At 34.6% G+C, this 26,699-nt stretch carries 26 protein-coding genes and 1 pseudogene; 25 read left to right on the forward strand and 2 right to left on the reverse strand.

Translation table 11 applies throughout. The features are described 5' to 3' along the window. Positions 1–44 precede the first annotated feature (44 nt). From mltG to IGI37_RS05915, 8 genes are all read left to right on the forward strand, one after another. Positions 45–1,445 (forward strand): endolytic transglycosylase MltG, encoded by a 1,401-nt coding sequence (gene mltG, locus IGI37_RS05880; protein ID WP_438760512.1) that lies wholly within the window; start codon positions 45–47, stop codon positions 1,443–1,445. Positions 1,446–1,562: 117 nt separating this feature from the next. Continuing rightward, on the forward strand, positions 1,563–2,042 hold the full coding sequence (gene greA, locus IGI37_RS05885; RefSeq protein ID WP_438760513.1) for a transcription elongation factor GreA: 480 nt from the start codon (positions 1,563–1,565) through the stop codon (positions 2,040–2,042). Between the two features lie 239 nt (positions 2,043–2,281). Beyond that, a complete protein-coding gene (liaF, locus tag IGI37_RS05890) occupies positions 2,282–3,016 on the forward strand; it encodes a cell wall-active antibiotics response protein LiaF (protein WP_438760514.1) in 735 nt (244 codons plus the stop codon). Beyond that, entirely contained in the window at positions 3,013–4,092 is a 1,080-nt protein-coding gene (locus IGI37_RS05895; protein ID WP_438760515.1) for a sensor histidine kinase, read from the forward strand. The genes liaF and IGI37_RS05895 overlap by 4 nt, the downstream gene beginning before the upstream one ends. After that, on the forward strand, positions 4,085–4,717 hold the full coding sequence (locus tag IGI37_RS05900; protein WP_438760516.1) for a response regulator: 633 nt from the start codon (positions 4,085–4,087) through the stop codon (positions 4,715–4,717). The genes IGI37_RS05895 and IGI37_RS05900 overlap by 8 nt, the downstream gene beginning before the upstream one ends. Before the next feature lie 229 nt (positions 4,718–4,946). Continuing rightward, complete coding sequence (locus tag IGI37_RS05905; protein WP_438760517.1) at positions 4,947–5,612, forward strand: potassium channel family protein; 666 nt, start codon at positions 4,947–4,949, stop codon at positions 5,610–5,612. A 15-nt stretch (positions 5,613–5,627) separates the two neighbouring features. Further along, positions 5,628–5,939 (forward strand): HesB/YadR/YfhF family protein, encoded by a 312-nt coding sequence (locus tag IGI37_RS05910; protein ID WP_438763595.1) that lies wholly within the window; start codon positions 5,628–5,630, stop codon positions 5,937–5,939. A gap of 123 nt (positions 5,940–6,062) precedes the next feature. Next, entirely contained in the window at positions 6,063–6,998 is a 936-nt protein-coding gene (locus IGI37_RS05915; RefSeq protein WP_438760518.1) for a glycosyltransferase family 2 protein, read from the forward strand. Positions 6,999–7,064: 66 nt separating this feature from the next. Here IGI37_RS05915 and IGI37_RS05920 read toward each other — a convergent pair whose 3' ends face one another. Both IGI37_RS05920 and IGI37_RS05925 read right to left on the reverse strand, forming a co-directional pair. Further along, positions 7,065–8,015 (reverse strand): phosphoglycerate dehydrogenase, encoded by a 951-nt coding sequence (locus IGI37_RS05920; RefSeq protein ID WP_438760519.1) that lies wholly within the window; start codon positions 8,013–8,015, stop codon positions 7,065–7,067. 132 nt (positions 8,016–8,147) lie between these two features. After that, complete coding sequence (locus IGI37_RS05925; protein ID WP_438760520.1) at positions 8,148–8,966, reverse strand: DUF1189 domain-containing protein; 819 nt, start codon at positions 8,964–8,966, stop codon at positions 8,148–8,150. A 191-nt stretch (positions 8,967–9,157) separates the two neighbouring features. On the opposite strand from IGI37_RS05925, the gene IGI37_RS05930 reads away from it, so the two are divergent. The 17 genes and pseudogenes from IGI37_RS05930 (at position 9,158) to IGI37_RS06010 (ending at position 26,330) form a co-directional block, all read left to right on the forward strand. Then, the gene (locus IGI37_RS05930; RefSeq protein ID WP_438760521.1) at positions 9,158–9,619 is read left to right on the forward strand and encodes a GtrA family protein; all 462 of its coding nucleotides are present in this window, start codon (positions 9,158–9,160) and stop codon (positions 9,617–9,619) included. 96 nt (positions 9,620–9,715) lie between these two features. After that, positions 9,716–10,318, forward strand: a complete 603-nt coding sequence (locus tag IGI37_RS05935) for a superoxide dismutase (protein ID WP_438760522.1) — start codon at positions 9,716–9,718, stop codon at positions 10,316–10,318. A 189-nt stretch (positions 10,319–10,507) separates the two neighbouring features. Then, positions 10,508–10,984: an IS200/IS605 family transposase gene (tnpA, locus tag IGI37_RS05940; RefSeq protein ID WP_438760523.1), complete on the forward strand. Its 477-nt coding sequence runs from the start codon at positions 10,508–10,510 to the stop codon at positions 10,982–10,984. 377 nt (positions 10,985–11,361) lie between these two features. Then, a complete protein-coding gene (locus IGI37_RS05945; RefSeq protein WP_438760524.1) occupies positions 11,362–13,761 on the forward strand; it encodes a GW dipeptide domain-containing protein in 2,400 nt (799 codons plus the stop codon). A gap of 316 nt (positions 13,762–14,077) precedes the next feature. After that, positions 14,078–15,025: a glycosyltransferase family 2 protein gene (locus IGI37_RS05950; RefSeq protein ID WP_438760525.1), complete on the forward strand. Its 948-nt coding sequence runs from the start codon at positions 14,078–14,080 to the stop codon at positions 15,023–15,025. 136 nt (positions 15,026–15,161) lie between these two features. After that, complete coding sequence (gene dapF, locus IGI37_RS05955; protein WP_438763596.1) at positions 15,162–16,133, forward strand: diaminopimelate epimerase; 972 nt, start codon at positions 15,162–15,164, stop codon at positions 16,131–16,133. A gap of 90 nt (positions 16,134–16,223) precedes the next feature. After that, positions 16,224–16,424, forward strand: coding sequence for a cold-shock protein CspD (cspD, locus tag IGI37_RS05960; RefSeq protein ID WP_438760526.1), 201 nt, complete (start codon positions 16,224–16,226; stop codon positions 16,422–16,424). Between the two features lie 389 nt (positions 16,425–16,813). Continuing rightward, positions 16,814–19,138, forward strand: a complete 2,325-nt coding sequence (locus IGI37_RS05965; RefSeq protein WP_438760527.1) for a CDP-glycerol glycerophosphotransferase family protein — start codon at positions 16,814–16,816, stop codon at positions 19,136–19,138. Between the two features lie 197 nt (positions 19,139–19,335). Then, on the forward strand, positions 19,336–19,467 hold the full coding sequence (locus IGI37_RS05970) for a hypothetical protein (protein WP_438760528.1): 132 nt from the start codon (positions 19,336–19,338) through the stop codon (positions 19,465–19,467). Between the two features lie 33 nt (positions 19,468–19,500). Continuing rightward, positions 19,501–19,578 (forward strand): annotated as a pseudogene (locus IGI37_RS05975) (sugar transferase); the annotation flags it as partial. Positions 19,579–19,597: 19 nt separating this feature from the next. Beyond that, positions 19,598–20,374 carry a DUF4422 domain-containing protein gene (locus IGI37_RS05980; RefSeq protein WP_438760529.1) on the forward strand — a complete coding sequence of 259 codons (777 nt, stop codon included), beginning with the start codon at positions 19,598–19,600 and terminating at the stop codon, positions 20,372–20,374. A gap of 19 nt (positions 20,375–20,393) precedes the next feature. After that, positions 20,394–21,635: a hypothetical protein gene (locus IGI37_RS05985; protein ID WP_438760530.1), complete on the forward strand. Its 1,242-nt coding sequence runs from the start codon at positions 20,394–20,396 to the stop codon at positions 21,633–21,635. Between the two features lie 16 nt (positions 21,636–21,651). Further along, positions 21,652–22,710 (forward strand): hypothetical protein, encoded by a 1,059-nt coding sequence (locus IGI37_RS05990; protein WP_438760531.1) that lies wholly within the window; start codon positions 21,652–21,654, stop codon positions 22,708–22,710. Continuing rightward, a complete protein-coding gene (locus tag IGI37_RS05995) occupies positions 22,711–23,802 on the forward strand; it encodes a glycosyltransferase (protein WP_438760532.1) in 1,092 nt (363 codons plus the stop codon). After that, the gene (locus IGI37_RS06000) at positions 23,789–24,841 is read left to right on the forward strand and encodes a glycosyltransferase (RefSeq protein ID WP_438760533.1); all 1,053 of its coding nucleotides are present in this window, start codon (positions 23,789–23,791) and stop codon (positions 24,839–24,841) included. Before IGI37_RS05995 ends, IGI37_RS06000 begins: the two co-directional genes overlap by 14 nt. 119 nt (positions 24,842–24,960) lie before the next feature. Further along, on the forward strand, positions 24,961–25,359 hold the full coding sequence (tagD, locus tag IGI37_RS06005) for a glycerol-3-phosphate cytidylyltransferase (protein ID WP_438760534.1): 399 nt from the start codon (positions 24,961–24,963) through the stop codon (positions 25,357–25,359). 29 nt (positions 25,360–25,388) lie between these two features. Next, positions 25,389–26,330, forward strand: a complete 942-nt coding sequence (locus IGI37_RS06010; protein WP_438760535.1) for an LCP family glycopolymer transferase — start codon at positions 25,389–25,391, stop codon at positions 26,328–26,330. Positions 26,331–26,699 lie beyond the last annotated feature (369 nt).

Raw genomic sequence — 26,699 nt, forward strand, 5'->3', positions numbered from 1 at the left:
TATAATAGTTAAAGTTATAAACATGAAGGTAAGGAGGAGTTGTTTTGACTGATGAGCGAAAACAACATCCAGAAGAAGAATCATTTAAAGATAAAATTTTAAATTCTCTACATGGCTCTTATGAGCAGCCACCTAGAGAACCGGAGAATAATGAAAATCAAGAGAATCATCAATTCACAAGATTCTCTGACAGAATAGTTGGTCAGGATAATACAACCGAGCCTGTGCAAACACAGACAGAGGAATCTGTTGGTTCAAGAAGTGAACGAAATAACCAAAAGACTATAGAAGAGGAAGCTACCCCTATAGAGGAAGAAGTCGACACCTACGCACCAGATACAAAGAATGGTCGACGCCAGCAACGGAAAAAGGAAGATAAAATTGTTGGAAAAATCGTTCTGATTATTGTCGTAGCTTTATTGTTTATTGGAGGGATTCTTGGCTTTTCGGTCTATCGATATCTCTCGAGCAGTTTACAACCACTAGATGCTTCAAATGAACAGCTTGTCCAAGTGGAGATTCCGAGTGGGTCTTCGAATAAGGAAATTGGTGAAATCTTAGAAAAAGGCAAAATTATTAAAAGTGGGTTAGTTTTTAACTATTATACGAAGTTTAAAAACTTCACTGGTTTTCAAGCGGGATTTTATCAAATGGCACCGAATATGACGCTTGATGAGATCGGTAAGCAGCTTGAAGATGGGGGTTCCGCGACACCTGTTGAGATTGCTGATAATCGCTTAACCATTCCAGAGGGTTATGATATTGAGCAGATTGCTAAAAAAGTTGCTAAAGTAACGAGCTACAGTGAAAAAGAATTCTTGGATTTGATGAAAAATCAGGACTTCTTTAAAAAGTTAAAAGAGAAGTACCCGCAATTACTTGAGGGTGCCTCAAAAGCTGAAGGTGTTCGTTATCGTTTAGAAGGGTATTTATATCCTGCAACCTATGACTATTATAATGGCAATTCATTAGAGGACATTGTCACTCAAATGGTCGATAAAAGTAATGCCGTTTTAATTCCTTATCTAGATCAAATTCAACAGAAGAAAATGACATTACATGAAGTCTTAACGATTGCTTCTTTGGTTGAAAAAGAAGGGGTTAAAGAAGGCGATAGAAAAAATATTGCTCAGGTTTTTGCTAACCGTGTAGCAACAGACATGCCTTTACAATCGGATATCTCCATTCTTTATGCTTTAGGTGAGCACAAAGAATTAGTGACCTATGATGACACAGCAGTCGATTCTCCATACAATCTTTATTTGAATACTGGATACGGACCTGGACCGTTTGATAGTCCGAGTGAAGAAGCAGTTCAAGCAGTTCTGAATCCAACTGAAAACGACTATTATTATTTTGTAGCTGATTTGAAGACTGGAAAGGTCTATTTTGCAAAAACCTATGAAGAACATCTGAAATTAGTTGAAGAATATGTCAACAAATAAAAGAAAAATAAAATAAAGCATTTACATTTTGAAGAAAGCATGGTAATCTTTTTTGGACAATTCCGTAAAAGATTACCTTTTGCGATTATTTTGGAACATATAAAAGGAGACAATAACATGGTAGAAAAAGTATTTCCGATGACACTTGAAGGAAAAGAGAAGTTGGAACAAGAATTAGAAGAATTAAAAACGGTCAAACGTGGTGAAATAATTGAACGAATTAAAATTGCGCGTAGCTTTGGCGACCTTTCTGAAAACTCAGAATACGAGTCTGCTAAAGACGAACAAGCCTTTGTTGAAGGACGAATTACTACATTGGAAAATATGATTCGTTTTGCTCAAATCATTAGTAATAACGGCGTTGCTTCTGATGAAGTATCTATCGGCAAAACAGTGACTTTCGTTGAACTTCCAGATGAGGAAGAAGAAAAATACACGATTGTCGGAAGTGCCGAAGCAGATCCGTTTTCTGGTAAAATTTCCAATGATTCACCAATTGCTCAAGCACTAATCGGCAATAAAATTGGCGATGAAGTAACGATAACGACACCGGGTGGGGACATGCTTGTAAAAATTACGAAGGTCGAACAAGGCTAACCTACTTAGTAATTTACCTAAATTGCTTAATAACAGAGACAAGATAGATGAGACTGGGATATTAGTCAAGCTGACTGATGTCCTGGTCTCTAAATTTGAGTCCAAAAAATTGCGGGAGTATTCGTTTCAATCTTGAATTTCTATAAATTATTTTGTCGGGCTAAAGTCCTATAGTAATTTTAGCAATTACCCGTTAATATAAAGTGTACAATCAAATAACTACGTGAGGAGGAGGAACGATGAATAACCCATGGCGCTTATTCTTAGTAGGTGAGGCTCTACTATTTCTACTAGCTTTATGGCAAATTATGAGTAACCCACCGCTTCTTATCTTACTCTTTTTTGGGATTTTTAATATAGCTTTAGTAATCAGAAAAAAGAAAAGACGGACACATTTTAATAACTTCCAGCTAGTACTTGGTGGAGTCATTGTTTTTATCGGTTTATTAAGTAGCTCGGCTATGTGGATGATGTTAGTTTTAGCCGTTGTTTTTATTGGTTTAAAAGGCGTCGAACTGTCCGGTATCGATTTAACCAAGAATACATTTTGGCGTAAAAAACAAATGATTATGGTCAATACTAAAGATGCAGAATCTCATAGTGGCGAGCGAAAAAAACATCACTGGTTTGGTAATGAACGTATCGGAAATCAAGCGTATGAGTGGGATGATATCAATTTAGATTTAGTTTCAGGAGATACTATTGTTGATTTAGGGAATACCTTGTTACCTAAAGAGGACAGTGTCATCATCATCCGAAAAGGGATTGGTCGCACAAGAATTCTTGTACCACTGGGAATTGCGGTTTCCTTAGATCACTCAGCTCTTTTGGGAAATGTTTTATTTGAAGGCGAAGAGCAGATGCTAAAGAATGAACAAGTTAAAATGTATAGTAATGACTATGATGAGAATCCTCGGCGTTTGAAAATTATTACGAATACGTTATTAGGAGATGTTGAGGTGATACGCATATGATGGGGAAAATTTCTCGCCCGATGCTTGTCGCCTACTCATTTCTGAGCACTTTTTTTGTTATTATTTTTACGTTATTTACGTATTTTTTTGCGAGCAATACGAAAAATTGGTGGTCAAAGCTTTTTGAAGTGCGGATTTTTCAGGTTCCGATTCTTTTTCATATTTTTGTCATTTCTTTGGGCATCAGTTTTATTACCTTTTTTTTGATAACGGTAATTCAAAAAGCGCAATATGGAAAGATTGAAGAAAAGTTAAGATTATTGGCGAACAATGATTACGAAAGTAAAAAGTTAGAACAGCCAGTTTCCTATCCAAGTAATGATTTATATATTCAGGAAGTTGATAAAGACATTTTAAAGATTAAAGAAAAAATGATGGAGATGTCAAAAGAACTTCAAATTTTAAATAGTCGACCACAAATGATGGATGGCGAAACAAAGGAAGAGATTCTGGAATTAGAACGACATCGGCTTGCACGAGAACTGCATGATTCTGTTTCTCAGCAGTTATTTGCAGCAATGATGTTAATGTCCGCCCTTAATGAGCAGGCACAAAAACTAGAGGCCTTAGAAGCATATAAAAAACAGTTGGCAATGGTGGCTGACATTATTAATGCATCACAATCTGAGATGCGAGCATTACTGTTGCATCTGCGTCCAATTAGCTTAGAAGGAAAAAGCTTGAAGCAAGGAATTGAACAGCTTTTGATGGAATTAAAGAGTAAAATTCAAATAAAGCTCAAGTGGGATGTAGAAGATATTACATTAAATAGTTCAATAGAGGATCATCTATTCAGAATTGTTCAAGAGCTGCTTTCTAACACACTTCGTCATGCGAAGGCAGATGAGTTAGAGGTTTACTTACATCAAGTTGATCAGAGCGTTCTACTGCGAGCTGTTGACGATGGGGTTGGTTTTGATATGGGCCAAAGTAAAACAGGAAGTTACGGATTAACCAATATCCGTGAACGTGTCACCGGAATGGGTGGCACAGTCAAGATTATTAGTTTCAAAGGGAAAGGGACTAGCGTTGAAATAAAGATTCCCCTGTTTAAGGAGGTAAAAAGTGATGATTAAGGTATTGTTAGTTGATGACCACGAAATGGTCAGGTTAGGGGTTTCTTCTTATCTTTCGATACAAGAAGATATTGAGGTTGTTGGAGAGGCTGAAAATGGCCGGATTGGTTATGAAAAAGCCTTGGCTCTTCGACCGGATGTAATTCTGATGGATTTAGTGATGGATGAAATGGATGGAATAGAATCGACAAAAGCGATTTTATCGGATTGGCCAGAAGCTAAGATTATTATTGTGACCAGTTTTATTGATGATGAGAAGGTTTATCCGGCGATTGAGGCTGGTGCAGCAGGTTATATGCTAAAAACTTCTACGGCACACGAAATTGCCGATGCGATTCGCGCGACACAAAGAGGTGAACGTGTTTTAGAGCCAGAAGTGACAACTAAAATGATGGAAAAAATGAGTCGTAGAAATGAACCCATTCTACATGATGAGTTAACCAATCGTGAAAATGAAATCTTGATGTTAATTTCTCAAGGAAAGAGTAATCAAGAGATTGCTGATGAACTGTTTATTACCTTGAAAACAGTTAAGACGCATGTTTCTAACATTTTATCAAAACTTGAGGTGGAGGATCGCACACAGGCGGCGATTTATGCCTTTAAGCATGGATTAGTGAAGTAAATATGAAAAAGATGATACGCTTAGTAGAATAAGAGTGTCATCTCTTTTTATAATCACTTCTATACTTTATAATGAAGTGGTCAGATGAATTTTGTAGTTAGAAACAGAGGGAATTACTGATTGGTTCTGTTTTTGAAGTAGTGACCTGTTGAGTTAGAAATCTCTTTTGTAGTCATTTTTTCTTCCCTTTGTTATACTATATTTTGAACATGAGAATAGGAGACGCGTGATGAAACAGAATTTTGCAATTGTAGGCCTAGGCCGATTTGGTGGGAGTATCTGTCGTACATTGATTGAGGCTGGCCAAGAGGTACTAGCTATTGATAATAACGAAGATCGAGTGAATGAATATATGAATATTGCTACACATGCTGTGGTTGCGAATGCCCAGGATGAGATGACTTTACGTTCTTTAGGGATTCGTAATTTTGATCATGTCATTATAGCAATTGGTGAGGATATTCAGGCAAGCATCTTGGTGACCTTGATGGTTAAAGAAATGGGTGTTTCAGATGTTGTTGCAAAAGCGCAGAATTCCTATCATGCGCGTGTATTAGAGAAAATTGGCGCAGATCGAGTTGTCCATCCAGAACGTGATATGGGTGTTCGAATTGCCCATAATTTAGTGTCTAAGAATATTTTGGACTATCTAGAGTTGTCAGATGACTTTTCGCTGGTAGAAATTCGAGTCGCAAATCCGAAGTTCTTTAACAAGTCATTATTGGAATTAAACTTCCGGCAGCGTTTTGGTTTAACTGTAGTAGCGATAAGACGTTCAGATGGCAAAGTGGTTGTATCGCCGGACGCCAATGAGTTTGTCCGTGAAAACGATAATTTATTAGTTATCGGTGAAACAGATGACGTCGATGTTCTTGATGAAAAAATGAACATGTAGAAGGGAAGAAAGATGATGAAATTAGAAGTGACACCTAAAGCACAAGCTTGGTTTAAAGAAGAAATCTCTTTAGCGCCTGGAATGGGGATCCGATTTTATGGTAAGGTTTATGGAAAAACTGATGTTCATGAAGGGTTTTCTATTGGGATGTCTGCAGAACAGCCTGTCCAGCCTTTATTAAAAGAGGAAGTGGCTGGCGTGACCTATTTCATTGAAGAAACAGATGATTGGTTTTTTAAAGGCTATGATTTGTTAGTTGACTTTGATGACCAGCTTGATGAACCAAAATATGTGTTTACTAAAAATCAAGAAGACGAAAAACAATAGTCATCATTTATGAAAAGTTCTCTTAAAATAGAGATCCAAACTAGACAAGTTCTTTTTTGGATTTCTTTTTTCTATAGTCAGTTGTTTATGCTATAATTTTATGTGATGATTGGAGTGAAGTAGATGTTATCAATAGTAGTGCCTTGTTATAACGAAGAGGAATCGATTCTTCTTTTCTATAAAGAAATGGAACGTGTACATCAAACAGTTAACGAGGCTTTTGAGTACATCTTTGTGAATGATGGTTCAACCGATAAGACCTTAGCTATCTTACGGGAATTGGCTAAAGAAGACCCAAAACAAGTCCGTTATATTTCCTTTTCGAGAAATTTTGGAAAAGAGGCTGGGCTCTACGCTGGTTTACAAGCAGCAAAAGGGGATCTAGTAACGGTCATGGACGTTGATCTACAAGATCCACCAGATTTATTACCACTTATGGTAGAAAAGGTTCGGACAACTGAAACTGATTGCATAGGGACAAGACGGGTCAATAGAGATGGTGAGCCACCAATAAGAAGTTTTTTTGCTAAACTTTTCTACAAACTGATTAATAAAATTGGCGATACTGAGATGGTTGAAGGAGCACGTGATTTTCGTGTCATGTCTCGTCAGATGGTCGATGCTGTATTAGAATTATCTGAGTATAATCGCTTTTCAAAAGGAATTTTTAGCTGGGTTGGTTTTAAAACCGAATACCTTGAGTATGAAAACAGGGAGCGTGTGGCAGGGAATACATCATGGTCTTTTTGGAGTCTATTTAATTACTCGATAGATGGCATTATTAATTTTTCTGATACACCATTAAATATTGCTTCATTTGTTGGAGCGTTCTCCTGTGTGGCCTCAGGATTTGCACTTATTTTTATTATTGTTCGGGCCTTGTTATATGGAGATCCGACAAGCGGATGGCCGTCATTAGTTTCTGTCGTTCTGTTTGTGGGTGGCTTGCAGCTACTGTGTTTGGGGATTATTGGCAAATACATCGGCAAGATATTTTTAGAAACAAAAAAAAGACCGATTTATATTGTTAAGGAAACAGAAAAAGATATGAAGAGTTGAGTTGTGTGATAAACTGAGAAAAAAGACTGCATCGATAAGCGAACACATTTATCGATGCAGTCTTTTTCAGTAACCTTTAGCTAAGTCGACTGAGTTCACGGAAAGTGACTGCTTTTCAGTATAACTTTTTAGATTCTTAAGGAAGATCTTCATAAATTTTTCTTGAAAATTAGGTGTCATACCTGATAGGTGAGGCGTGATTAATAGATTCTCTAGTGACCACAAAGAACTAGACTGAGGCAGTGGTTCTTCTTCAAAGACATCGAGAGCTGCAAAACGAAATTGTTTGTGCGTTAAAGCATACACTATATCCTTCGTAACCACAGATTTCCCCCTACCAACATTTATAAAGCTAGCACTTGGCTTCATAGAAGAGAAAAATGTCGCATTATACAAGTTAGTTGTTTCCATAGTAAGTGGGAGAATGTTGATAACAATATCCATCGTTGGTAGTACGTCTGATAACTGGCTCATCGGATAAGTTGTATTGAAATGTGCTACTTTATGACCACTCGTATTGATCCCGATAACAGTAGGGCCAAATGGGGTTGCCAATTCTGCCAATCGTTGGCCTATTTTCCCAGTACCAATAATCAACATATTCGTGTGTTCAAGAGAACGAAAGCTCAGTGAATCATCTTTCCATTGTTGTTTTTCTTGATTTAGTATAGACGAATAAATACCGCGATAATCACTTAGTATGATACCTAAAACATGTTGGCTAATTGAGTCAGAGTGAAGTCCACTTGCGTTTGAAAGAAGAATGCTCCTATTAGAAAACTGTTCTAATGGAAGGTAATCGACACCTGCTGAAATTGATTGCACCCATTTGAGTTGAGTACTAGAAGAAAGAAGCGTTGATGCTAGTTTCTTGTCCCAACCAAGCATAATCTCAATATCTAAGATTTCTGATTCTTCAATAGAGGTTCGCCAAACCAAGTCTGGAGCAATAGTTGCAATCTGCGAAACAAATTCACTTCGAAAAGGTCTTGTTGAGTAGATAATTTTTTTTGACATGATCTCATCTCCTTGATACTAGTGTAACAAAAAAGAAGAGGAATCTAAAAGGTAAGCACTTTTAGAAGGGAATTCTAGAAAGCTGAGCCAAAAAAGCTAAATCAACCTTATGATAGGCTGATTTAGCTTTTTTTATTGTAATGGGGGTAGCTCTTGTTTTGGAAAGCCTTTTGCAGCTTGTATAAAGATGAAGAGTGAAATAAAGGTAATCAATAGACTACTGTCAAAACTTGGCGAAAACATAAAGATGATCGCTGAAAGAATGACAGGAAGTGTGGCACAATAAATCATTGTTTTTAATGATTCGAAAAACGTAACTTTATAGAGTCGCAGTTTAGCATATAGGTTCGCACCGATTGTGGCAAAAAATAGGGTCACAATCAGACTCATGAAAGATGGGTAAAGTGAAACCAGAAATGCAACGACTTGAATCCACCAAGGAATTTGTGAACTAGCTAAGGTTGTTCTCAAATTATCACCGGATAAGTTTTGTAGTGTCTCATTGGTGTAGGAAATATGAAATTGATCATCTCCAAAAATCGCCGTGGTCATTCCACCTGTATTTGGTAAACTTAACACTAATTCATTTTTCATTAATCCAACGCTTAAAAAGTTACCAATCAAATCATTAGAAATATCTTCTGCATCTCTTTTTCCTTCCGGATCAAAGGTGAAAATAATTGAATTGGTTTGATAAATGAACCCGTCTGCTTGAGGGTTAGTTGTTAACTTGCCGTTTTCAATAGTAAAATCAGGGATTTCAGCAGCAATCGCCTGCCCGTCTTTTTGAATATCTTGCATAACACTGAATATTTTAAAAGCAATCGGAATGGATAGTAATGCACTTAGAAAAAAAGTATATAGAATGGTCTTCCAAAAAGGGGTGTGTCTTGCATCCTTAAGTTTTTTGAAATGAAAAATAGAGCTAGTAAAAAGTTGCCAAGTTGTCATAATAATCTCCCTCGTATATCAAGTAAATCCTCGATAAAAGTATACATCCAATTTTATATGAGTGGTCAAGGAAATACAAGGATAGCTACTAACTTTTTAAGATTCAGTGATATTTTGATACGGTATCATAAATCGGCATGGTTTTTTGACTAAACTTACGGTATGATAATTGAGAAAGTAGGGATGAAGAATTGAAATTAATTAAAAAAATAGCTGATTTATTAGAAAAAAAAGGTTACTTAGAGATATTTATGTATGTTTTTTTTGGAGGATTAACTACAGTTATCAATTTTGTTGTTTACTTTATTTGTAGAGAACTGTTTAATATAGATTTTGTTATCTCTAACACTATATCATGGCTATTATCAGTCACTTTTGCATTTATTACTAATAAAATTTGGGTTTTCCATTCAAAGACAGATTCAGCAAAGGCATTAGTTATAGAGTTTTCTAAATTTGTATTTTATCGTTTGCTCTCATTTGGAATTGATATGGGCTCAATGGCTGTCTTACTAAAATGGCTAAATCTCAATGATTACTTAGCAAAAATAATCACACAGGTTCTAGTCATCGTTTCAAATTATTTTTTTAGTAAATTATTCATATTTAATAAGGAGCCAGAGATTGTTGAAATTTCAGATGACGATAAATAAAGAAGGATTCATAAGCATAAAAATTGTGAAAGTAAGTAGATTCTGATAATCTTAGTTATGGAAACATTATCATGACAATTTAGGAGGAATTTTATTATGACTTATACTTTACCAGATTTACCTTATGCTTACGATGCATTGGAACCTTATATTGATGTGGAAACAATGCATTTACACCACGACAAACATCACAATACTTATGTAACTAACTTAAATGCTGCGATTGAAAAACACCCAGAACTTGGAGACAAGTCAGTAGAAGAATTAGTTTCAGATATGGCTAACATCCCTGAAGATATTCGTACTGCTGTTCGTAACAATGGTGGTGGACATGCTAACCATAGCTTCTTCTGGGAAATTTTAGCACCAAATGCTGGTGGGGAACCAACTGGAGCAATCAAAGAAGCGATTGATTCGACATTCGGAAGCTTTGATAAGTTAAAAGAAGAATTTAAAACCGCTGCTACAGGTCGTTTTGGTTCAGGTTGGGCTTGGTTAGTATTAAACAATGGAAAATTAGAAGTGACTTCAACACCAAACCAAGATTCACCTTTAATGGAGGGGAAAACACCTATTTTAGGCTTGGATGTTTGGGAGCATGCATACTACTTAAAATATAAAAATGTTCGTCCAGATTACATTGAAGCATTTTGGAACTTAGTAAACTGGGAGCAAGTAAACAAAAATTTTAATATCTAATTAAATATATATTTTAAGTTGGATGGAGACTGGGTTCTTCAGCCAACTTTTTTTATATTGCTATGAAAACCACCTGCTATGCAGGTGGTTCCGGAAAGCTTCCAGCGGGGTAGAAAAAAAGCCTCCTAAACTGTTAAACTGTAGTTGGTTTCCCGACCACTACAAAAACAAATTTAGGAGGAACCCTTAATGAAAAAGGACAAAGAAAGTTTATCACACACTGTATGGAAATGTAAGTATCATATTGTATTTGCTCCAAAATATAGGAGACAAATCATCTATGGAAAATATAGAACAAGTATCGGAGAAATTATCCGAGAATTGTGTGAACGAAAAGGAGTGGAGATATTAGAAGCAAACGCATGCAAAGATCATATACATATGTTAGTGAGTATACCACCAAAACTAAGTGTGTCACAATTCATGGGTTATTTAAAAGGAAAGAGTAGTTTGATGATATTTGATAGGCATGCAAATTTAAAGTATAGATACGGTAACCGAAAATTCTGGTGTCGAGGATATTATGTGGATACGGTAGGAAGAAACAAAAAACAAATAGCAGAATATATTCAAAATCAATTGCGAGAAGATCATGTAGCAGATCAACTAACATTATTTGAAGAATATGATCCGTTTACAGGGAAAAATAATCGTGAAAAGAAATGATTGAGCTCCTTTAAGGAGTAGTGAGTAAATGTGGTGCAAGCGGGAAACTTTTTCAGTAAGCCTTTGAGGCTAAGGCTGGCAAAAGAGGCTTTCAGCCGCAGAGCAAACCTCCAGTTCACACTGGAGGTTTTGATTTGTAGAAATCTAAAAATAAGCATTGAGTTGATTATAATTTGTGTTAAAATTGTTGAAGCGACAATAACTAACATGATATTGGTTCAATAGGGTTAAAAACTGCAAAAAAATAAGATACATATATGTGCTGGATGGTTATGTAATTTAGTTATTGTTATCTATCTTATGAGTCATCTAATCGATAATCAGGGATAAAGTAGAGTCCTCATAAAATAAGAATAATAGGTATTAAAGGAGAAAAAATGAAATTAAAGAGTAAATTACGTTCTTCATTATTAGTCGGAGGGGTTAGCCTGATCAGTCTTTTCTTTGGACAGACAGTTTCAGCCAATTCTATTGAAACCGATGTACAGAGTAATTCTATCGGTTATGGCACAATCGCTGAAAGAATTGAAGAGCAGAATTCAGTGATGGGGAGTAGTTTAGATCCGTATAAAGTCCTTGGTAGAGGGAAGATGGCACAGTCGCTAGGTGCAAATGACACCTCTTTACCTAGCAAGGATTTTATTGATGTCTCGTCATGGAATGGAGAGATTTCTGTAGATCAGTATAAGAAAATGAAATCTTATGGTGTGCGAGGAGTAGTTGTTAAATTTAGTGAAGGAACGACTTATCAAAGCCCTAAGAGGGGGACACAAGTTAAGAACGCGCAGAGTGCTGGCTTAACTGTTTCAGCCTATCACTATAGCCATTTTGCTTCTGAAGCTGCGGCAAAAAAAGAAGCGAATCATTTTGCTAATACATTAGATAGTGTAGGCGTAGCAAAAAATATTGTGGTTGTAAATGATGCTGAAGATAACTCAATGGTAGCTGGTAATGTGACAAAAAACTCAGTTGCGTTTGCGAATACGTTAAAAGCAAGGGGCTACTCTAATGTCATCCACTATTCTATGGCATCTTGGATTACTGGAGTAAATCCTAAGTTGAATCCAAGTACGTTAGGTAAAGCGAATATCTGGGTGGCGCAATATCCATATAAGCCTAGTAAAGATAAATTAATGCATACGGGTTATGCAGCTTGGCAATGGGCTTCTGATATGACTTTCCCAAATGTTAATACGGCAATTGGTGGACAGTTCGATATCAATATGGACTATTTAGGCCGATTCACGAATAACAAATATGATTCAATAAGCAAAGAGACAAAAACAAGTTTTAAAGCAAAAATAAAAGAAATAGAGATTTCTGATAAGCATGGATTATGGGATGGTCTTTATAATACTCGCGAAGGAATAAGATATCTTGGAAAAGGAAGTAAGTTTGCTGGGAAAACCGTAACAATAGAAACAGTAGCGACAACTAACAGATCTACTTATTGGAAATTCAAAGTAGCTGGACAAGTTTATTGGTTAGATGTGGCAGCTTTTACACCAGCACTAAATACGATTACCAAATCAGAGTCAGTGAATTATAAAATAGTGATAAAAAGTAAAAACGAATCGAGTAAACAAGGTATATGGACTGCCCCATATAATACGACAGTAAGTAACAAAAACTTAGGTAATGGTGGAAGTTATGCTGGCCAAAATGTCCGAGTCTCGCGTATAGTGACTTTGAATACAGGAATAACGTACTATGAATTTAAAGTTAACGGAAAAGTGATTGGCTGGCTTGATAAGAAAGCTTTCTACGAACCGACAATAGAAGAAGTTGTTACAAGTTATCGGGCAAAAATAAATAATGATGCAAAAAAACAAGGGATTTGGAGTTCTCCATACAATACACAACCAGGTATTAAAGGTTATGGAAAAGGCAGCCAGTATGTTGGCAGAACAGTTAGCATCACACGTAAAGTAAAAACAACCCGATCTACCTACCTTGAAACGACATTAAATGGTAAAAAAGTATGGATGGACCAAAAGGCATTTACTCCCATACTGTATACAATAGATAAGTCAGAGAAAGTGGCATATCAGGTGGTCTTGAGACCAAAAAATGAGTCAAGTAAACAAGGATTATGGACAGCCCCGTGGAATACGACGATAGATGGTAGATATTTGGGTAATGGTGGGGCCTATGCTGGTAAAACTGTTCAAATTTCACGTATTGTGACTTTGAATACAGGAACTGTCTATTATGAGTTTGTGGTTAATGGAAAAGTGATTGGGTGGTTAGACAAGAAAGCTTTTTACGAACCTAAAGTTTCAGAAACCAATGTAAAATATGACGTAGAGGTAGTTGCTGCTGCTAAAAATCAAGGTGTATGGAGTGCACCGTACAATACTGAAGCTAATATTAAGAGTTACGGTAAAGGTCAACAATATATTGGAAAACGTGGAACCGTAGATAAAATTGTAAAAACAACTCGCTCTACTTATTGGCGAGTTACGATACAAGGGGAGGTCTTTTGGTTAGATTCAATTTCCTTTAAGCAAGTCACCAAAAAATCTATGACTAGCAAATCTATTGAGGAAACAATAACCAATACTTCGGATAGCTCCGAAATCAGTAGTGAGTATAGGTCTGAGACTAATTTTAGCACGAGTCTTGAAGAGTCAACTGAACAGTCAACTGATTCACAAGAGACTAGTATAGACAGTTCTTCTGAAGAGACTATTGAGGAAACAACAGCTTCAACATCTGACACATTCGTTGAAGCTTCAAGTGAAGTAGAAAAACTAGATGAACTAAGCTTAGATTAGTAGGGATACAAATAATTCAGTTCATTTGAACTGAAGTCTATGACGCAATGAGTTTATGTAAGTTCAAAAAAGCTGGAATTCAAGAAAATGCAAGGAGCAAGAAATCATTTCATATTTCATGGATTGATTTCTTGCAAGATGTGATTTTGTTTTTTATGGATTTCAGTTTTTTTTTTGTCGAATTTAAATTCAATAAGTAAATTTTTTAGTAAAAAAATATATTGATGAAAACTTTAATAGTTATTTGTAGATTATCAAAATACGTGATATTCTTATGTGTATGTAAAAATCATAGTGCTTTTGAGGTGAATATAAAGTGGAAACAATTTTAACAATAGTTGTTCCTTGCTACAATGAAGAAGAGGTATTACCCATCTCCAGTAAGGAATTATTGTCATTTTTATTAAAAATGATTGAAATAAATAAAATTAGTGATGCCAGTCAAATTATGTTTGTTGATGATGGTAGTAGAGATAAAACTTGGGAAATTATAGAAAGGTTATCGAGCGAAGATTCACATTATACGGGTATCAAGTTTAGTCGTAATTTTGGGCACCAAAATGCTTTAGTTGCTGGATTGACCTGTGCGGAGCCTTATTCTGATGCAATTGTGACGATTGATGCTGACCTTCAAGATGATATCAATACAATTGAAAAAATGATTGATGAATTTCACAATGAGCATGATGTTGTCTATGGTGTACGAGGAAATCGTGATACAGATACCGCGTTTAAACGGCGAACTGCAGAAGGTTTCTATGGTGTGATGAAAAAGCTAGGTATTAACATGGTTCCTAACCATGCAGATTTTCGTTTGCTGAGTAAACGTGCTACACAAACGTTATTACAGTTTAAAGAAGAAAATCTTTTTCTAAGGGGAATGGTTCCATTAGTTGGTTATCCATCTGCCAAAGTATTTTATTCTAGGAATGAACGAGCAGCTGGTGAGTCAAAGTACCCTCTAAAAAAAATGTTGAGTTTTGCGTTCGAAGGAATTACCTCCTTTTCCATCGCACCAATTAAATTTATTAGAAATCTAGGTTTCTTTATTTTATTGATTGGCGTGATCTATTTAGCCTATATTTTTGGGCGGAACATCTCTGGAAATACTGTAAGTGGCTGGTCTTCGATTGTTGGAAGTATTTGGCTCGTTGGTGGAATTCAAATGATAAGTTTATCTATTGTGGGTGAGTATATTGGGAAAATTTATACTGAAGTGAAGAGAAGACCAAGGTTTGTTATTGAAAAGAATTTAAAAAAATAAATGAGAAAGGGAGTTATAATCAAAAGGACAGTAATCCTGATTGGTTGCAACTGCCTTCTTTTTTAGTACCATTTGCTAGTAAAAAGTAACTAAATTTCATTTTAAAAAAATAAAAAATAAATGAAAGAACTAGGTGATAGTTGTGATTATTAAAAAAGTACACGGATCGGAAAATGATTTTTTCTTGTTAGACCAGATGGAAGATGCACCGAAACTTTCCGTAAATGAACTAGATGAGTTAAGAAAAAATCTTTGTTCTAGAGAATATGGTTTGTTAGGTGGAGCGGATGGGCTGTTATTAGTGGAAGAATCAAAACAAAATTCAGCACTCGGCAAAATGCGTGTAATTAATAGTGATGGTAGGCAAGCGAGTATGTGTGGGAACGGTTTAAGAACGGTTGCCCGTTACTTGTCAGAAAAAACTGGTGAGATCTCATTTAAAGTGGAAACAATGTTTGCCGACTTAAAAGTTAGGCAAACGACAGTATTGGCAGAAGGCGTGAAAACTTACCAAGTAGAGATTTCGCCGGTTAGTTTTGAACCACAAACGATTCCTGTAAATGCTGAGGAACCAATTATCAATCAAATTTTACCCGAATTGTCAGAAACAATCCTCTTTTCTGCGGTAGCGGTGCCCAATCCACATTTAATCGCTTTTGTTAATCATGAGTTATTGATGAGCGATGAATTTGAACGAATTGCTCGTTTAGTCAATGATCAAAACGCGCTGTTTCCAGATGGAGTTAATGTGAGCTTCGTCGAAATCGTTACTGATAACGAGTTGTTTGTTCGGACATTCGAGCGTGGGGTGGGCTTTACAAGCGCGTGTGGGACAGCCATGTGTGCAAGTAGCTTGATGTACAACTTGCTTCACGGAGGAGAATTTTATCAAGAAATTACCGTCTGCAACGTTGGTGGCTTGGTAAAAACAGTTGTCCATGAAGAAGAGGGAACCTATTGGATGGAATTGATTGGGAATGCGACGGTTACTCATGAGATAGAAGGAGAGCTTGAGGTGTTTCTTCAGAAAAAATTTGACCAATTATCAATAGAAGAGACAAGTGAACAACAAGCTTACCGAAATTTCCTAGATAGAGTTCTCAAATAATCTTAAAATGCTATTGCTAGCGTTTTCACTCTTGGGTATAATAACCTTGGCGATGAAATTATTCGTTAAAAATCTTTGGAGGCTAGATACATGGAACATGGAAAAGTAAAATGGTTCAATAATGAAAAAGGATTTGGATTTATTACTGTTGATGGCGGAGACGATGTATTTGTACACTTTTCAGCAATTCAAGGAGATGGCTTTAAATCTCTTGAAGAAGGTCAAGAAGTTGAGTTCTCAATTGTTGAAGGTAACCGTGGACCGCAAGCTGCAGAAGTAACAAAATTATAATCACTAATTATCATTGTTAACAGGTGCTCAGCGCCTGTTTTTTGTTAACGACTTTAGTCTGTTGAACACGCGAAGCTTGGGAAACAATAAACCACCTAGATATGCTTCGTATACTGGACTTTTTATAGTTCAGTGTCCTGTATAGGGGTAAGCATATTCATTTGAAGGGTGGTTTTGATTCTTAAAAATTTTTATGAATTAAGTAACTCTTATGTTTCTTCGACTGAATTAGAAATTTTTGATATTTGTAAAAATTTATATGCTATTATTATAAAGGGAAACGATGTTGCCATAATTGATTGCTTAAATGTAGTATAATCGTTTTAGATTAGCTCTATTTGAAGTAATCAAGTAATTTTTGCACTTAAATTTGGAGGAATAGAAAATATATGGAAGTGACAAAGGTCATTAAAGATGTTATTTTTTTGATTGAGGCTGAATGTAATTCAATTACGTTCGGTATACAAGGTTCTAAAATAAAGATAGCGATTACGGAAGATATGTTAATAAACTCAGAGGAAATTACTTTAGTTAAAGATATTGATGTTGAGGTAGAGTCGGGACTTGCTGCTATCTTTACCTATGCAGAAGTTGAGTATTATATTCATATAAATGATGCCAATGTATACTGTACACCGTACTTAAATGGTCATTCGTCCATGAGTGTTGATCTGGATGTAGTTTTATATAGTCCGCGTTTTGAATTGATTAGTACGAGATATTCCTACTCATTGGTGGATAATATTTCAAAGAATAAAGTAGATATAGATTCAAATTTATTTAATATAGGTGTAACAGAGGTTTTATTAGGAAAAACTCGCAATTCGAATGAACCATATATATATGCGAAAGTATCATATAAAAACTTTAATTCGTTTCTTGAATATACGATAGCTACTGAATCATATAGTCTAAAATCACTAAATTATTATTTTTATTACAATCCAGAAGGTATTCAGGTTGATTTTAAATCAAATAATCAAATGATTTTATCGTATGAAGGAAATGAAATTACTTGCTTAATAAGTAAGTTAGTTTCAGAAAAGAAAATCTTACTACCTAAAGTATTTACTAATGGATTAACAAAACCTATTTTCTTGAAATTGAATAATTATGTATTTCTATTAAAATATATTCCTAGTGAAGGAAAATCATTTATTTTTTATGATAAAAGAGCTGACTTGCTCTTTAATAAAACTAATTTTTATTTTAAAAACTCAAGTGAAGGTATAACTTTACATGGTTTTATTGATTATAAAAATAATATACCAATTGACTCAGCATATACTAATAGGGGAATTTTTTTAGGGAAGGTTGTTTGGCATGGGGCAAAAAAGTTTACAGTAAAAATTCCATCTGAAAGACTTATAAATATTAAGAATATTCATTCGACTATCATGTTTAAAACAAATAATAAACCTATTCATTCTGCCTATTTTCAGTCAGAAAAAGAAGTCAAACATCTGTTTAGTTTACCTTTTTTAGTGGGTGAGAATGCTTATATTCCAAGGCTATATGATTCTAATGTTTTTGGAATTACCAAGCTTCCGAAGTTACCTGTATATGAAAAAAAACATCAGTTTCAAGTGAATCTGGCTTATTATTTATCTAAATTGGCGAAACCGTTTGTTAGAAATAAAATCAATTTATATTTCGAGAAGGATGCAAAAAGAGCCTGTGAGTCTAGTTTATATGTATTTGACAAGGTTCAAAGCATGTCGGAATTAAAATCCAAAAATTTCTTCATTCTAGATACTGATTCTCCTCAATTTAATGATATGAAAGAAAAATTTGGGGATAAAATTATCTCACGTTTTTCATTTAGACATTATTATTATATTTTTATGTCAGATACATTTATTGCTAGTGAATTAAGTAATCATGTAATAGCTACACGAGTATTAAATGATAAATTAAACACTAAAATTAGAAAAACACCGCTATATTTCCTACAACATGGTATCATGTTTGCTAAACCCGTTGATAATCCAATGGCGATGGGCTTTCACAAAATTAATCAAGTAAACAACGTGAGGAAGAATGTAATCAGTTCTGATTTAGAGGCAAAAGAGTTTTACAAAATGGGTTATGACGATTCTGATTTGATGAAAACTGGACTACCTAAGTTAGATGGTGCATTTTTAAAAGATACTGCGGACAAAATCACGTATATGCCAACATGGAGATTTTGGGAAGAATCATATGTTATCAATGATGACATAGAAAATACGACCTATTTTAAATCACTTATGACAGTAATCAAGTTATTTGAACGTGAAGGTTTAATAGATAGATTATTGATAGCTCCGCATAATAAATTTTCAGAATATATTTACAATCACATGAATGAATATAAGGATATAATCTGTGTTGATCCAACTGAAGCTTTAGAGGTTTCAGTGATTTTTATTACGGATTATTCTTCAATAATATATGATGCTGCGTATCGAGGTGCATTTCCAATATTTTATTGGAAGGATTCAGATTACTTGATAGATAAATACCAAGCTATTCCCCCAGTCAACAAAACAAATGCACCAGGTGTTATTGCTTGGACTGATGAAGAATTGATGATTGCAGTCAAAGATGCTATTAAAGATAACTATCATTTAAGTCAAGATATTGTAAATAAATACAGAATGGTGAATGAATTTTACGATAACAAAAATACTGAACGGGTTATAGATTATTTATTGAAAGATGATATTTTGTAGTCCAACTGATGATGAATAAAATATTATACAACTTATATCTATTGATCATATATCCAAAAACGTGGTCGATAGATATAGGTTTTTTCGTGTGGAAAACACTTGCTTGAAGGACCGTTCATGGTTATACTGTGTAAAGTGAAACTAGGCAAAATTTTAATGACAATGAAATGAGTGACTTTTGTTGATTGAAGATAAAAATGAATAACACAGATAAATCTGCAATCTATCCAAATCCGAGCTTGGCTTTTCTCTTATTTAAAAGAGTACTTGATATTATTGGGGCTTCTATAGGGATGATTTTCTTTTTATTAGTTGCTGTGATTTTATGAGTAACTTATTTTTTTAGTGAGAAAAATAAAGGACCGTTAATTTTCAGCCAAACGAGAGTAGGAAAAGATGGTAAGAAATTTGAAATCTATAAATTTCGTTCCATGTACTGAAAAAAGAAGGAGCACATTAGTGAATATAAAAGTTTTAGTAGCGACACACAAAGAGTATTGGATGCCAAAAGAGAAACACTACCTTCCGATTCAGGTAGGAAAAAGTTTACATCCAGAATTAGGTTACATTGGAGATAATGAGGGAGAGAATATTTCCCCGAAAAATCCATATTTTAATGAGCTGACAGCAGTGTATTGGGCATGGAAAAACCTGGACGCAGAGGTTGTTGGCTTAGTTCACTATCGTCGTTATTTTATCAAATCAAAAAAAGGCCGAGAGCTTTCACAGAAACGAGAGAGTCTTTTAACTGAGCAAGAAATTGAATCATTTCTTCAGGAGGCTGATATGATTTTACCTAAGCCGAGGAACTATTATATTGAGAGTTCTTATTCTCATTATGCACATGCGCACAACAGTAATGATTTGGATGAGACGAAGAATATAATCCAAGAAAGATTTCCTACGTATATTCCAGCTTTTGAAAAGGCGATGGCTAGCTCCAAAGCGCATATGTTCAACATGTTCATCATGAGGCGCGATGATTTTGATGCATATTGTGAATGGTTATTTGAAATATTATTTGAGTTAGAAAAAAGGATTGACATTTCTGCGTATTCTACCTATGAAGCACGTGTTTATGGTTTTATCAGTGAACGTTTACTGGATGTTTGGGTGCAAACCAATCAGAAAACCTATAAAGAAGTACCTGTTCTTTTTATGGAGCCGCAAAACTGGCTAAAAAAAGGAACGAGCTTTTTAAAGCGGAAATTTTTTTCTTCGGCAGATAATAACTGAGTGAAATGAGGGAAAGTCAGTGAATTTTATTGAAACTATCCGTTTTCGGAATTATCCACTTAATCAAATTTTATTTATTATGGCCTTTTTTGGCTGGACGCTTTATTTGGAATTGCAGACGATTACAATGTTCCAGATCTATCTTCCTTCGTGGGGATTTGTATCTATTCGCCTGTTTTGTTATGCTTTATTAGTATTAAAAGGATTGGCTGAGCTTGTTGTCTATATTCAACAACGAGAATATCAATTGATAACTCGAAAAAATACGCTCCCTTTTTTTGCTGGAATTTTATTTGTGGGACTGGGTCTGGTAATAGCGATAACTACTAAAAACACAGTTATTTTTGATACTTGTTTTTTAATTTTTTCTGCAAGAAATCAAGATCTACAAAAAATAATGAAAGCTTTTGTTGTCATGCAAATTGGGATTATGGTTCTCTGTATTTTATTTAATTTAGTGGGTTTTTTGCCAGCAAGAACCTCAGCTAGACCCGGTATGATTCGTCGCTATTCTTTAGGTTATTCATGGACGAACTTTCCAGCACAAATGTTTTTCTATTTGATTTTGATGATCTTCTTTATTCGTGGCTTAGCATTTAAATGGTGGGATGTACTATTTGCATTGAGTGGTTCAGTTTTTTGGTATATTGTTACAGATACAAAAAACCCTTTCGGATTGGCTATTCTATTTATTCTATTAAGTTTATTGATTAGAAAATGGTCTGATTTTTTTCAAAAAAAGGCGATGCTATATGTTGCTACTTTCTTTACTCCAGTTTTTTCGCTCGTTTTTTTAGGATTAAATTACTTTTACCAATCAGATCTAGCAATCTTTAAATTAATCAATCGTGTTTTATCTAACCGACTGTACTTAGGTTATTCAGGTATAAAGACGTATGGGATTCACCCAGCAGGAACGGAAATTGAGTTTATTGATAATATTACAAAATTCGAACGTCGAAACGATGATTTGCCGTATAATTTTATAGATAGTTCATTTATTAATATCTTGGTTTCAAAAGGCTTCATATTGTATATAATAGTAGTTAGCTGTTTAACATGGATTATCTATAAGTTGATGAAAGCCAAACACGTAATTGGAGCCTTAGCTTTAGTATTTGTGGTCATTCATAGTATGTTTGACCCGCAGCTGTTAGATTTATGGTTCAGCCCATTTCCATTATTCATTGGGAAATTTTTTGCAAGAAATAAAGTTGATGGGAAAATACATTGGTGGCAAGTAACAAGTAGTTCACTATAGATTTGAGGACGTAGCATTGGAAAAAGTATTTATTAAAACAGAAAATGGGAAAAATCCCCATGCAGGGAGCAAAGCGCGAGATGATGTGGATCAGTTACTAGAACAACGTGGGTATCGCCCTATTGTCATAGGTAACTACGAGCCAAGGGAAGATCGTAAAGAAAGTTACTTTGAAAAAGCTCACCGTCACTTGACCTCGCTTATCAATGCTTTTCGTTTGTTTTTTTTGATTCCTAAGAAGTCATTGGTCGTTATGCAACACCCAATGACAGGGTTTGTCTATTTTAATTGGCTGATGAATCCCTTGAAAAAAAGAAAAAAAGTTAAGTTTGTTGCATTAATCCATGATTTAGACTCACTGAGAAAATTACATGGCAGCAAACAAAAAAATGATCAATTAGCTGATTTAGATATGCTGAAAAAATGTGAGGTTGTTATTTGTCATAATTTGATGATGAAAAATTATCTTATTAGTGAAGGATTTTCAGAAAATCGATTGGTGTCACTTGCGCTGTTTGACTATCTTACACCGCAAGTAGCGGATGCATATGACCCGTCTAAAGGAATTGTTGTTGCGGGGAACTTAAATCAAGAAAAATCAGGTTATTTGAGAGAGTTAACTCAACTTTCAGATACAATGACATTTGAATTATATGGGCCTAATTATGAAGCAGCATCTCAAGAAACGATTCACTATCATGGCTCATTTTCTCCTGATAAGCTCCTAGAGTCGATTAAAGGAAGTTATGGATTAGTTTGGGACGGTCCCTCAATTCATTTATGTGAGGGCAATTTTGGGGAATATTTGCGATACAATAATTCGCATAAAGCTTCACTCTACTTAGCAGTTGGTATACCGATAATTGTCTGGAAGGAGTCAGCATTGAGCGAATTCGTTGAAAAAAATGGTATCGGCTTTTCTGTCTCTAACTTAAAGGAAATTGAATCTAAGATGAAATATCAAGATGAGATAAAATTATTGGCTAATGTTCAGGCAATAAAAGAAAAAGTGATTAGTGGAGGATTTTTGACTTCGGCTATAGCCAGTGCTGAAAAAAAAGTAATGGAGGAATAAATGATGCAGCCGATAATTAGTTTCATTTTACCTATATATAATATTGATAAAGATCTTCTAAAACAATGCTTGGATTGTTTATCTCAATTTTCTCGATTAACAATAGAAGTAATTATGATTGATGACGGTTCTGAAATGTATATTAAAGATATAACTAAAGACTACATATCAGATGTTAGGTTTTATTATTTTTATCAAAGCAATAAAGGCGTTTCTGCTGCAAGGAATGCGGGGCTTCGACAAGCTCAGGCAGAATGGGTTTTCTTTTTAGACCCAGATGACTTACTTTCAATAAATTCAGAGAGTGTACTTCTTGAAGGTATAAAAAATAATAACAATTCTGATGTGATTATATTTAATTATAGTGAATTAGATAATAAAACGGATAAAGTTTATCGAACTTTACATTCAGAAACAGTCATTCGTAGTAGATGGGAAAATTTGAATTCAGAAGAATTACTTCTATCAGTTTTAAGAACACCTGAGACAAATGGAGTTTATTCGGGATATTACTTAGGAATGCCATGGGGAAAACTTATTCGACGTAATTTTTTGTCTGCGAATTCAATTGAATTTCCTGAAGATATAACAAAACGAGAGGATGCTTTATTTGCAGTTCAAATGTATAGTTGTATGCCAAAAGTATCATGGGAAGAATCTGTCGTATACCTATATCGAATTAATAACAATGATTCATTATCAAGAAAATATACGATTGAGCTACCTAATATGTTCACTAAGTTACTATACAAATTGTTGAAGTTCAGGGATAAAGTCAATAACAAAGAGGCATTTGATAAGTCGTTTTCACTATATTGTTTTGAGTTAACTAAGGAGTTAGTAAACTTATATTTTTGTAATCAAAATAATACAGCGACATATATGGATAGGAGATATGCATTTTTAAATTTTAGGAGAACAGAAGAATTCATGATTTATTTTAAATCTGTACCAAAATTCAATGGTCCTTTTTGGAAAAAGTTATTATTTCAAGCAATAAAAAATGAATCTTTTTATCTATTAAACGTTCTTTATATTTTTAGAAAGATACGTGCTATTTTTAAAAAGGGCAAAAGAAATGATGAAAGTTGACTTATTGATCCCCCGCTACTCAGGAAAAGGTGGGACTGAGACCGTTGTAAAAAAAGTCGCTGATTATTTTGAGAAAAGGGCAGAAGTCACTTTCCATCTAGTTATTTCTCAAGGGATGGACTCCTTAGAATGGTTGGGTGAATTTAAAGACTATGAGGAAACTAATCACCAGTATTCCAATAAGCTTATGCAGTATGCTTCAGGGATTCTTTATCTTTCTAACTATTTTAAGAAGACCGAGGCTCAGATTGTTATCTGTTTAAATACAACGACACTTAGAATAGCTCATTTTTTTAGGAAGTTATATAAAAAGAAGTTTCAGCTTGTGTCATGGATTCATTTTTCTATTTTTGATGAGAAGGCAATTAAGCCAAAATATTTGTACTTAGCAGATTATCATCTAGCTATTAGTAGCGGAATCAAGAGGCAGCTGGAATCATTAGGGATTCCAGCGAGTCAGATTTTTTTAATTTTTAATCCAGTTGAGCGTCAAGAAAAAACAATAGCACCTGTTAATAAAAAAACAAAATTTGTATATATCGGTCGTTTAATGCTCAAAGGACAAAAAAATATCTCTGAATTATTTTATGGTTTGGCTCAGCTAAAGGAAGAGTGGTCATTGGATATCTATGGTGATGGGAAAGATCGACAAGCGTTAGAAAACTTGACGAAAGAGCTAAATATTGAAGCGCAGGTAACTTTTTTTGGTTGGGTAATTAATCCTTGGCAACAAATAAAAGAAGCGAGTGCTTTAGTTCTAACCTCACAGTTTGAAGGGTTTCCGATGGTCTTATTAGAGGCTGCTTCATATGGATTGCCTTGTATTTCGTCTAATTGTCCAACTGGCCCTGAGGATATAATTTGCGCACAAAATGGCTTAGTCTATCAAAAAGGCGATGCAGAGGGCTTGTCTAAAGCACTTCATCAAGTAAGCCAACAAGTTTTTTCTCAACTAGAGGTAAAAAATTCGATTGAAAGGTTTTATCCCGAGACATATTTTACAGTTTTGGAACAGTTCCTTTACAGAATTGTTTCTTAAGTTACAGAAGATTTAAAAAAGTCTTGAGGATGTATCAGAAATCTTTTATGTGATTGAAAGTTTTGTTTTCTTTTGGTATGGTTTGTAAGTGATAAAAAATGAATAGAAGAGGTAAACTCATGAAACGTGTAATAACATATGGGACATTTGATTTATTGCATTATGGTCATATAAATTTATTAAGACGTGCAAAAGAACAAGGTGATTATTTGATTGTTGTTTTATCTACTGATGAATTTAATTGGGATGAAAAACAAAAAAAATGTTATTTTTCCTACGAAAAAAGAAAACAGCTACTAGAAGCAATTCGTTATGTTGATTTAGTGATTCCAGAAAATAATTGGGAACAAAAGGTTACAGACATCAAAGAATATCATATCGATACCTTTGTTATGGGGGACGATTGGGCTGGCAAATTTGATTTCATTCAAGAACAGACTGATGCAGAAGTTGTGTATTTGGCTAGAACTCCTGAAATTTCGACGAGCCAGATAAAAAAAGATTTAAAATTGAAGTAATGTATTGAGAGAAGGAGTGACTTCATTTTATGAAAGTCTGGCAAAAAACAGTTATTGGGTTTTTGATGTTCATTTTAGTAGTTCTGATTGGTGCAGTAGCAGTAGGGGCTGTGTTTTATAATGATGCAAAAAAAGTGGCAGATAGTGCCTATGAACCTATTAAAAGAGAGGTTCCAAGTTTACGTACAGAAGAACTTGATTACTCTAATGCGGAGCCTTTTTCAGTCCTTTTACTGGGAATTGATACGGATGAAGCTCGTGGAAGCCAAACAGAAGGTCGTTCTGATTCAATTATGGTAGCAACAATTAACCCTCAGAAAAAGCAAACAACTTTAGTGAGTATTCCACGTGATACATTTACAGAGCTTGTTGGAAATGGAACCTCGGACAAACTAAACCATGCATACGCTTATGGTGGGGTTGCAATGGCAATGTCTAGTGTCGAAAATCTCTTAGACATTCCAATTGACCATTATGCTTTGGTAAATATGGATGGAATGACGGCTTTGATTGATGAAGTTGGTGGGATTGATATTGATAACCATTTAGCTTTTGATTATGAAGGTGCAAGTTTTACTTTGGGAAAGAATCATTTAGATGGTTGGCAGTCAGTTAAGTATTCTAGAATGCGTTATGAAGATCCAGAAGGGGACTACGGTCGCCAAAGACGTCAGCGAATTGTTTTAGAAGCGTTATTCCACAAATTAGCGTCAGTAGATTCTATTTCAAATTATAAAGATATATTAGATGTTCTAGGCAATAATGCCAAAACGGATCTTTCTTGGGATACGATTATGACCCTTCTAAAAAAATATACACCTGCTCTTACTTCTATGAAGACAGAGCAATTACAAGGTGTTGAGCTTATAGGTAATGGAGTGACTGGTGAAGAGGGGATTAGTTATCAGACAGTGGAGCCGGATGAATTATTACGAGTCCAAACTTTATTGAAGGATCAGCTTGAGAAGTAATTTATAAGAGTACAAAAATATACAGCAGGGTTGAGGTATGCTATTCTAGAGAAATCTCAGCCCTATTTTTATTTTTTAGAAGTAAATTTGGATTATATATTTTTTGAAATTCACTAAAGAAATTTTGTTAACTGTAATATTCAAGACTTTTTATTAGCTCATACACATCTAGGGACGTAAATTATATTTTGGATGAACCGCTTTTTCAAGTATGGCCAAAAGTAGTGATGTATGGGATATTATAGTCATCATCGATAATAATTTTTTTATACTTTAGGATTGTTGCAGCATTCGAACAAATGAAAATTGATCTTTTACTAATTTATAAAAATATCATATCTCTACTTAATGTAAAAGATTCGCTTTGTC

The sequence above is a fragment of the Enterococcus sp. AZ194 genome (genome assembly GCF_051713825.1).
Classification (GTDB): Bacteria; Bacillota; Bacilli; order Lactobacillales; family Enterococcaceae; genus Enterococcus_K.

Bases quoted from the DNA above. Each gene is read 5' to 3' on its own strand.
- IGI37_RS05895 (WP_438760515.1), top strand. From the start codon at position 3,013: ATGATGGGGAAAATTTCTCGCCCGATGCTTGTCGCCTACTCATTTCTG.
- liaF (WP_438760514.1), top strand. From the start codon at position 2,282: ATGAATAACCCATGGCGCTTATTCTTAGTAGGTGAGGCTCTACTATTT.
- IGI37_RS05995 (WP_438760532.1), top strand. From the start codon at position 22,711: ATGATGCAGCCGATAATTAGTTTCATTTTACCTATATATAATATTGAT.
- IGI37_RS05945 (WP_438760524.1), top strand. From the start codon at position 11,362: ATGAAATTAAAGAGTAAATTACGTTCTTCATTATTAGTCGGAGGGGTT.
- IGI37_RS05920 (WP_438760519.1), bottom strand. From the start codon at position 8,015: ATGTCAAAAAAAATTATCTACTCAACAAGACCTTTTCGAAGTGAATTT.
- IGI37_RS05965 (WP_438760527.1), top strand. From the start codon at position 16,814: ATGGAAGTGACAAAGGTCATTAAAGATGTTATTTTTTTGATTGAGGCT.
- IGI37_RS05970 (WP_438760528.1), top strand. From the start codon at position 19,336: ATGAATAACACAGATAAATCTGCAATCTATCCAAATCCGAGCTTGGCT.
- IGI37_RS05905 (WP_438760517.1), top strand. From the start codon at position 4,947: ATGAAACAGAATTTTGCAATTGTAGGCCTAGGCCGATTTGGTGGGAGT.
- IGI37_RS05915 (WP_438760518.1), top strand. From the start codon at position 6,063: ATGTTATCAATAGTAGTGCCTTGTTATAACGAAGAGGAATCGATTCTT.
- IGI37_RS05925 (WP_438760520.1), bottom strand. From the start codon at position 8,966: ATGACAACTTGGCAACTTTTTACTAGCTCTATTTTTCATTTCAAAAAA.
- greA (WP_438760513.1), top strand. From the start codon at position 1,563: ATGGTAGAAAAAGTATTTCCGATGACACTTGAAGGAAAAGAGAAGTTG.
- IGI37_RS06000 (WP_438760533.1), top strand. From the start codon at position 23,789: ATGATGAAAGTTGACTTATTGATCCCCCGCTACTCAGGAAAAGGTGGG.
- IGI37_RS06010 (WP_438760535.1), top strand. From the start codon at position 25,389: ATGAAAGTCTGGCAAAAAACAGTTATTGGGTTTTTGATGTTCATTTTA.
- cspD (WP_438760526.1), top strand. From the start codon at position 16,224: ATGGAACATGGAAAAGTAAAATGGTTCAATAATGAAAAAGGATTTGGA.
- IGI37_RS05935 (WP_438760522.1), top strand. From the start codon at position 9,716: ATGACTTATACTTTACCAGATTTACCTTATGCTTACGATGCATTGGAA.
- IGI37_RS05900 (WP_438760516.1), top strand. From the start codon at position 4,085: ATGATTAAGGTATTGTTAGTTGATGACCACGAAATGGTCAGGTTAGGG.
- tnpA (WP_438760523.1), top strand. From the start codon at position 10,508: ATGAAAAAGGACAAAGAAAGTTTATCACACACTGTATGGAAATGTAAG.
- IGI37_RS05910 (WP_438763595.1), top strand. From the start codon at position 5,628: ATGAAATTAGAAGTGACACCTAAAGCACAAGCTTGGTTTAAAGAAGAA.
- tagD (WP_438760534.1), top strand. From the start codon at position 24,961: ATGAAACGTGTAATAACATATGGGACATTTGATTTATTGCATTATGGT.